7 protein-coding genes are annotated in these 6,700 nt (G+C 34.3%); 1 reads left to right on the top strand and 6 read right to left on the bottom strand.

All coding sequences use genetic code 11. The features are described 5' to 3' along the window. Window positions 1-73: 73 nt before the first annotated feature. The 4 genes from L950_RS23675 to L950_RS23660 form a co-directional block, all read right to left on the bottom strand. Window positions 74-1,582, bottom strand: coding sequence for a hypothetical protein (locus L950_RS23675; RefSeq protein WP_021189004.1), 1,509 nt, complete (start codon window positions 1,580-1,582; stop codon window positions 74-76). Window positions 1,583-1,664: 82 nt separating this feature from the next. Then, entirely contained in the window at window positions 1,665-2,471 is an 807-nt protein-coding gene (locus L950_RS23670) for a hypothetical protein (protein WP_021189003.1), read from the bottom strand. Window positions 2,472-2,637: 166 nt separating this feature from the next. Next, window positions 2,638-3,363, bottom strand: a complete 726-nt coding sequence (locus tag L950_RS23665) for a hypothetical protein (protein ID WP_021189002.1) — start codon at window positions 3,361-3,363, stop codon at window positions 2,638-2,640. A gap of 110 nt (window positions 3,364-3,473) precedes the next feature. Further along, on the bottom strand, window positions 3,474-3,692 hold the full coding sequence (locus tag L950_RS23660) for a hypothetical protein (protein WP_021189001.1): 219 nt from the start codon (window positions 3,690-3,692) through the stop codon (window positions 3,474-3,476). A 179-nt stretch (window positions 3,693-3,871) separates the two neighbouring features. On the opposite strand from L950_RS23660, the gene L950_RS23655 reads away from it, so the two are divergent. Then, window positions 3,872-5,518 carry an RNA-directed DNA polymerase gene (locus L950_RS23655; protein WP_021189000.1) on the top strand — a complete coding sequence of 549 codons (1,647 nt, stop codon included), beginning with the start codon at window positions 3,872-3,874 and terminating at the stop codon, window positions 5,516-5,518. Between the two features lie 710 nt (window positions 5,519-6,228). Here the strand turns inward: L950_RS23655 and L950_RS23645 are convergent. Beyond that, a complete protein-coding gene (locus L950_RS23645; protein ID WP_021188998.1) occupies window positions 6,229-6,468 on the bottom strand; it encodes a hypothetical protein in 240 nt (79 codons plus the stop codon). A 30-nt stretch (window positions 6,469-6,498) separates the two neighbouring features. Continuing rightward, the coding region (locus L950_RS31130; RefSeq protein WP_037525749.1) for a hypothetical protein at window positions 6,499-6,700 on the bottom strand (202 nt) is incomplete at its 5' end.

Here is a 6,700-nt window from a genome sequence, read left to right as displayed (position 1 = left end):
GAAGAAAAGGAAGATTATAAGCATCTAAACCAAGAAGTCAGAAAAGAGAATTGTCAGATAAAAATCCAGCAATTTATAATGAAAAATTCGCCATACAGAAGGAGCCTAGTGCTCCATCACTGTAACTTACACTGATACAGCCATCACAGATACTGTCCTCAAAAAGACCTGCAGCATATTTGCCTTCTACAATTTTAGCTTCAAAACCTTCAAAATTCTCGTCCAGATGAACCTCACTACCACTTTCCTGGACATGCTTAATATTTGCGAATAAAGGTGCATTTCTAGCCGTACCAAATCTTGCCGTTCGGCGTGTCGCACGAAAAAAACCATCGGTCACAATAAGATCCAATGCGTCCTTACTATCTGGCGGAATAAGTTTAAAGCTTCCATATCGTCGATTAGAATAATACTTTGTATCCCAACAAGCTGGTACTATAAAGGTTACTCTATTGCCATCCTGCATTGCTGGCCGTACAAAAGGTGCAGGTAGTGAAGATAACAGAACGGAAGAGCCAATTGATTCAAGCGAAACCATATCACTTCCGTCTCTAAGAATTTTGTATCCATCTTCATTAGTAGCGCTTTCGTGTATAAATGGCGATTTATTTAAAGAAAAATTAGCGGGAATAGCAACTTGATCCTCATCCTTTCCATTTATCCTAAAATTTGCCAACCGTTGTAACTTTTCGTTACGGTGATATTCTCCAAAGACAAAATCCAGATCTTCATTTTTAATGATTTTGCGGATCGGACGGATAAAATCTCTATGCTTATCACCTTTCTCGTAACTCAACAGTGAAATAGGAGGCTGATACGGGTCTTTTAATGGTACGATCTCAACTAAGAACAATCCATATCGAGCTGGTGTGACAGCAATATTTTTTTTGTTAGCATCTGTCGATGGCTGATTGCTAAATGATCTCATGCTTCCATCATAGTGATAGGGATGGTCACCTATTCGGCCTATTCCTGCTCGGGCAAAAACGAAGTCCGCATGTACCGGAACCTGTTTGGGAAATCCCAAAGCGACGGGCATCTTATAAGCAGGTCTATATTCATAGGCTAAAACGGCTAATGCTAATTTTTGGGAATTTTCAAAGTTTTGCTGCAGATCAGCCATTGCAAAAATATAGTTTTCAAGAAGATCCAAATGTTTAATATCCGGATATTCTCTAACACTTTTCGGCAAAACTCTCGGACTGGCCAACAGATGATATAATAAACTAAATTGAGGAAAGCCTGGATTTAATAAACTATTTCCACCAAAATCTTCAAATCCATTGGATTCTTGTAACCTATCACAGGTAGATTTTCCTAATGGAAGTAACCACTCTTGCCTATTTGCAGGAAGTTTCATTCCGAGAATAGATTCCAGGTGGGATGTCCACCCACTTGCCGTCATCCAATCAATCAGCTTATCCATCTTTTGATGCAAATTCACTGATACTCTTCTCAAATGAACTTGTGCTTCGCTGCTGTTAATGATCTTTGGCACACGTCCAAAGGCATCAATCATGGGAAAACAGCATAGACCTAATGCTGCCAGAGAAGCAGTTTTAATAAATTCCTTTCTTTCCATGGTCGTAAGCTATTATTTTAGAATTGGTATATTTAAGTTAGTATTTGCAGGAAGAACAAATATATTTAATGGCTCATCCCATCTATAGTTCCTCCTGAATATCTAAATCGGATAAAATTATTGCTTTACCCTCTACAATTTTGACCATACCCTTTATGTTGCCATTTTTCTCAATTTTTCTGAATTTAAGAAAAGGATAAAAGCTCTCGCTGTATTTAAAACTTGTGGTTAAGCTCGTTGAGGAGGCAATATTGAGCGTTATACCAAATTCTATGAACTGCTGTTTGTTCTGTTCGTAAATAGCCTCTATTTTAGTGATAGATTCTTTATCCAATTGGTACGTAAATGACATACCTTTTACCCATATTCCTTCAGTCGCAATGTAGTGGTTTCCATCAGTCACCTTCTTGATCATCGCATTTTGACCTGCTAATTGTTCTTCTAAAAACAATTCTAGAATACCCTCTTCTATCAAATCCTGCCCCCATTGTGAAATATTTATCTCAAGTGCTTTGGATTTTTTCAATATTGTCTGTAATTCAGCATTGATCTTTCCTATTCCTGTTCCGTCCAGCAATTTTCCATAGATATCAAGTGCTGTGTTATTCGCATACTGTAGTTTCGAAATACATGATGGTGTGGCACTAAGCGAAGCATTTTTCAATTCAGGAAATCCTTCCATCTTCCTTAGAGTTGAATAGCTAAACACCAAGCTTTTGTCAATAATATTTGAAAAAATATTCTTTTTCAGGGTGAAGATTGATCCTGATGGAATTCTATTGCCGGTAGACATAAACAATGCATTCTTTTTTGTTAATTTTGTTCCGGTAAAACAACTGCCATAGATATTCCACCACAATTGCGTGATTTCTTTTTCAATTGGGTCCATAATTTAATTTTTTAAGGTTTTACAATGGTTATTAATTTAGTATTTCTTGCAATATATTTACTAAAATTACCAATAGGATAATGTTATTACAATACCCTCTTTGTAGTATTTTGTAGTATAATACTACAAATGATTAATTTTATATTTTCGTCTCTTTATCACACACTTATCGCAAAAGCTTCCATACCTCTGAAACTGCTTTCTCATGATTGAGATACCTTAATCCATCGTGATTTGCTGGCCCGTTGTCATCAAAATATGTATCAATATGTTTGAAGTTTGGGTAATTAGCTGATATCCGTACCCCAGCCAAAACCAAATCTTTTCGGTTGTTCAGGTTGTACCATTTTTTAATCGGAAGCTGTACTATAGGAAAAGTGGTATGTGCACTCATCAAGTTGTTTCCTAGCTGAGATCCTGCCGTTACAAGAGTTATGTCTTTATATTTATCTTTATTTTCTGGCTGAATAAAAAACTCATAGCACATGATAGAACCGAGACTATGCGCATAAATAATATCTGGCTTATGGGTTTCTATATGGTTTCTCAAGTCATCCCATAGTTTCCGTTTTAACTTAGGGTGCTGTAAGTATTCAACAACCATATCAGGATAATCATCCATCCAATCCTTAACAGAATACATTTTTTGGCTTTTGCGACGCTTCAAAAAATCTAGGAAGGTCTTGACAATAAATTTTCCATAATCTACAACACCAGCATTTTGATTATCAAAATAACTGTCGAATTTCATAAATATGATATTTTGATCATCAACGATACCAAGATGAGTTTTTAGTCCATCACGCCATTTAAATGCCCATTCCGAAGGGATATCCATAGTTTTATCTTTACCACCGATACCATGGATACAAAGAATCTTTGGTCTTTCCATATTTAAGTGTTTATAGGTTATTAGCTAGTCCTAATTTACTAAAAAATAAATTCATTATTTAATTTTTTGATTTAACGAAATTGTTTTGATAATTATACTCAGCCCCTGATTTAATTTTGTGTATGATACCAGTCAATGTGAAGCCCCAGATTAAAAAAATCAAATGCGCGGACACGCTTACCATCTTTACGTTTAAATTCTATCCAACTTTTTTCATGGCCGCGTCTTATGGTAATATGATGGGTAATCCTGATCCCTATTCCAGATGAATTGTGTTTCAAAGCATAGATGATCATCAATATGATCGAATTTTGTACTTGGCATTTCATGGGAACAAGTAAACAAAAAATTGAATTAGATTTTTGAGGGAAATCGTATTAAATAAATTGATTTAATCAATTCCTTATTTATCTCGTAAATCTTACATTGCTTAAATCCTTCTCAAAACTAGCAAATACTCATTTTCAAATATTTTAAATTTTAATATATTTGGGTAACACAAAAAGCCATGATGAAAAGTAAACTTATTAGAAACTCACTTTTAAATAAGGGATTTTTTCCAGAAGTCCTTCCTCCATGTTTTATTAGTACAAATTTAGCTCGCTGTTTTAGTGGACAGATAAAAGAGATTTTAAAGAAACAATATCATAAGAGGAGTTCGTCTTACATTAGATATAGTGGTACAAAACATGATGGAAATAGACGTTATTATGGTGTCGTTAATCCAATTCCATATTTCTATTTATGTGATTTTATTGGGAAGCAATGGGAGGAAATAGAAAATAAATTACAACAATCTAACTTTAGTATTAGTAAAATTAAATTAGGATCAGAATCTGATGACCGTGCGGTCTTAGTACCACCTTTAAGTGAAGTAGTTAGCAAATTGTCTTCACAAATAAAACACTCACCATATCTTTTAAAAACTGACATTGCTCAGTTTTTCCCAAGCATATACACTCATTCAATAGTATGGGCTGCTCATGGCAGAGAAGCAGCTAAAGGCGATACTAATAGAAATTCTAAATCAATATATTTTAATAGTCTTGATTGGTTTATACAGCAATGTCAAAATGGTCAAACACGTGGTGTAATTGTTGGGCCGGATGCATTTCGCATAATAGCTGAGTATCTCGTAAGTGATATTGATAATTTGCTTCAAGAGACAGTTGGGGATTTGGTAATTGGAGGGGTAAGACATGTAGATGATTATTACCTGGGTATTAAATCTGAATTTGACAGCTCAATAGTCTTGTCTGGATTACGCGACATATTACAAAATTATGAGCTTCAAGTTAATGATTCTAAGACGAAGGTTTTACCTGGATTATTTCCTGTAGATGATATTTGGGCTCAAGAATTGCGATCCAGTACGAATAATATATTTTTATTGGGGGAAAAAATTAATTATTTATTGGACAAGGCTTTTGAACTTTTCAATAATTCAGGATCTCAAAGTCCAATGAAATTAGCACTTAGAAGATTGGACAAAGAAGAGGTATATTATAAAAGTATTTGGACTGAAATCGAACCAAAATTACATCGTATATTGTTTCATTTCCCTCACTGTCTAGATTATCTTTGTCTGCTTTTAGCTAAGAGAGTAGCTATAGGAAAGTCAATTGATAGTATTGGATGGAAAAATATAATAGAAATTATCATTGACAAATCAATTGGAGCTGCACATCATCATGAAATTGTTTGGTTACTCTGGGTTAGTTTTGTTTGCAAAATTGAAATATCACCAGAACTAATAGAACGTCTTTGCAAAATCAACAATTCTTTCATAAAAAGTATCTTGATTGCTGCTTATCAAGATGGTTTATGTGCCAATATTGATCCTATCAGATTAGGGAACAGTCTTTCTACAGATGATGAAAATTGGTTACAAAATATAGTTGCTCGTTCAACTGGATATTCTGGTGCACATTTCTCAGGAGCTTTCGTAGCCGAATTTAATCAATTAGTAGCAAAAGGCGTAAAATTCATTGATTTTAAGAAACATATGCGTCTAATGTCAAAAAAACACAAAGAAGCAATAAGTAAGTCAAAATATGGATACGATGCTGATGATGATAATGATGGAGATGTTTTTGATTGGAACGATGTCTTTCGTAATGGTCAATTTGATGAGGATGAGGACTTGCCTTTTTAGGAGACTAATCACTTTGTTGAATTTTGGGGTTATCGATTTAGATTCCCACTCCCAATTTAGTTGTCTTTATCATCAACATTTCCAGGCAATTCAGAAAGGCTAAGGGAATCATTTTTCATTTTTTTTTTAATTTGGTGCAGAGCGGAAATTATTGGCAGACTTTACAACAGCAAAATCAAGATTATTAAAGCGGAATGCAATTTATATACTCCTGGGTATTTCGGAGTGATGATGCCAGTGATTTCGGTCAAACCGCGCCACTCAAAAGATCATACAATTATATAAAAAAAGCTGTGATTATTCCTTTTTCAATATTCCTTTTCTTAAGGATTCACCTTTCAGGTCTATCCTGTGTTTGTTACCTTATACACTGACGATAAAACTAAAATCGACAACTCTCCGAACCAAAATGAAGATATGGAAACCAATATGACAATAGGTAAACGTAGCCAAAAAATTCAGCTTCATTATCTAGGTTCTGGGAAACTACCTGCATTTATATTATTGAATAGCAAAGGAAAATTAATTAGGAGTTTACATAAAAACATAAATAAAGCAACCCTACTTACCCTTTTAACAGAGGAATAGGAGAGAATACTATCTATTACTATTTCAATATTATTACAAATAATTCTACTTTAATACTGATTTTATATTGACATTCTTTAAATATTAAAATACTATTTTTTGATTTTAAAAAACTATAAACACTAATCAACCATTCTCTTCTTCAATAGCTCCAACTCTCCTGCTATAATATCGGGCCAACGAGCAAAACCTTGTCTAATAACCTCTTCCCCATCAGCTATTGTAAATAACTGGGAGATACTAAAGGCAGACTCTCGGATACCTGCAATCTGTCTAAAAGTTAGCTGTGATCTACTTTTAGCAGTTTTTACAGCTGTAGGATGATTGAGTATATATTCTTGGTGTATTTGCTTTAAATTCATCTGTTTAGTTTTTAAAAATTAATAGATCAATCAGAAAACCCGTAAGAATTTTCCTTCTAACACTTCTTCGGGTACATCCAGGATCTGCTCGATCACTACTGTAGCAGACTCTTCCTTAAATTCACTCATAAACGCCCATAGGTCGTTTACTTTTGTCGGGACAAAATGCTGTATAACATCATCCACACTATTCTCAGACTTCAGGATATTATATCCCTTATGTTTTAAGTCC

Origin of the sequence: Sphingobacterium sp. IITKGP-BTPF85 (assembly GCF_001006065.1) — a bacterium.
GTDB classification, from domain to species: domain Bacteria; phylum Bacteroidota; class Bacteroidia; order Sphingobacteriales; family Sphingobacteriaceae; genus Sphingobacterium; species Sphingobacterium anhuiense.
This window is presented reverse-complemented; position numbering and strand designations above follow the sequence as displayed.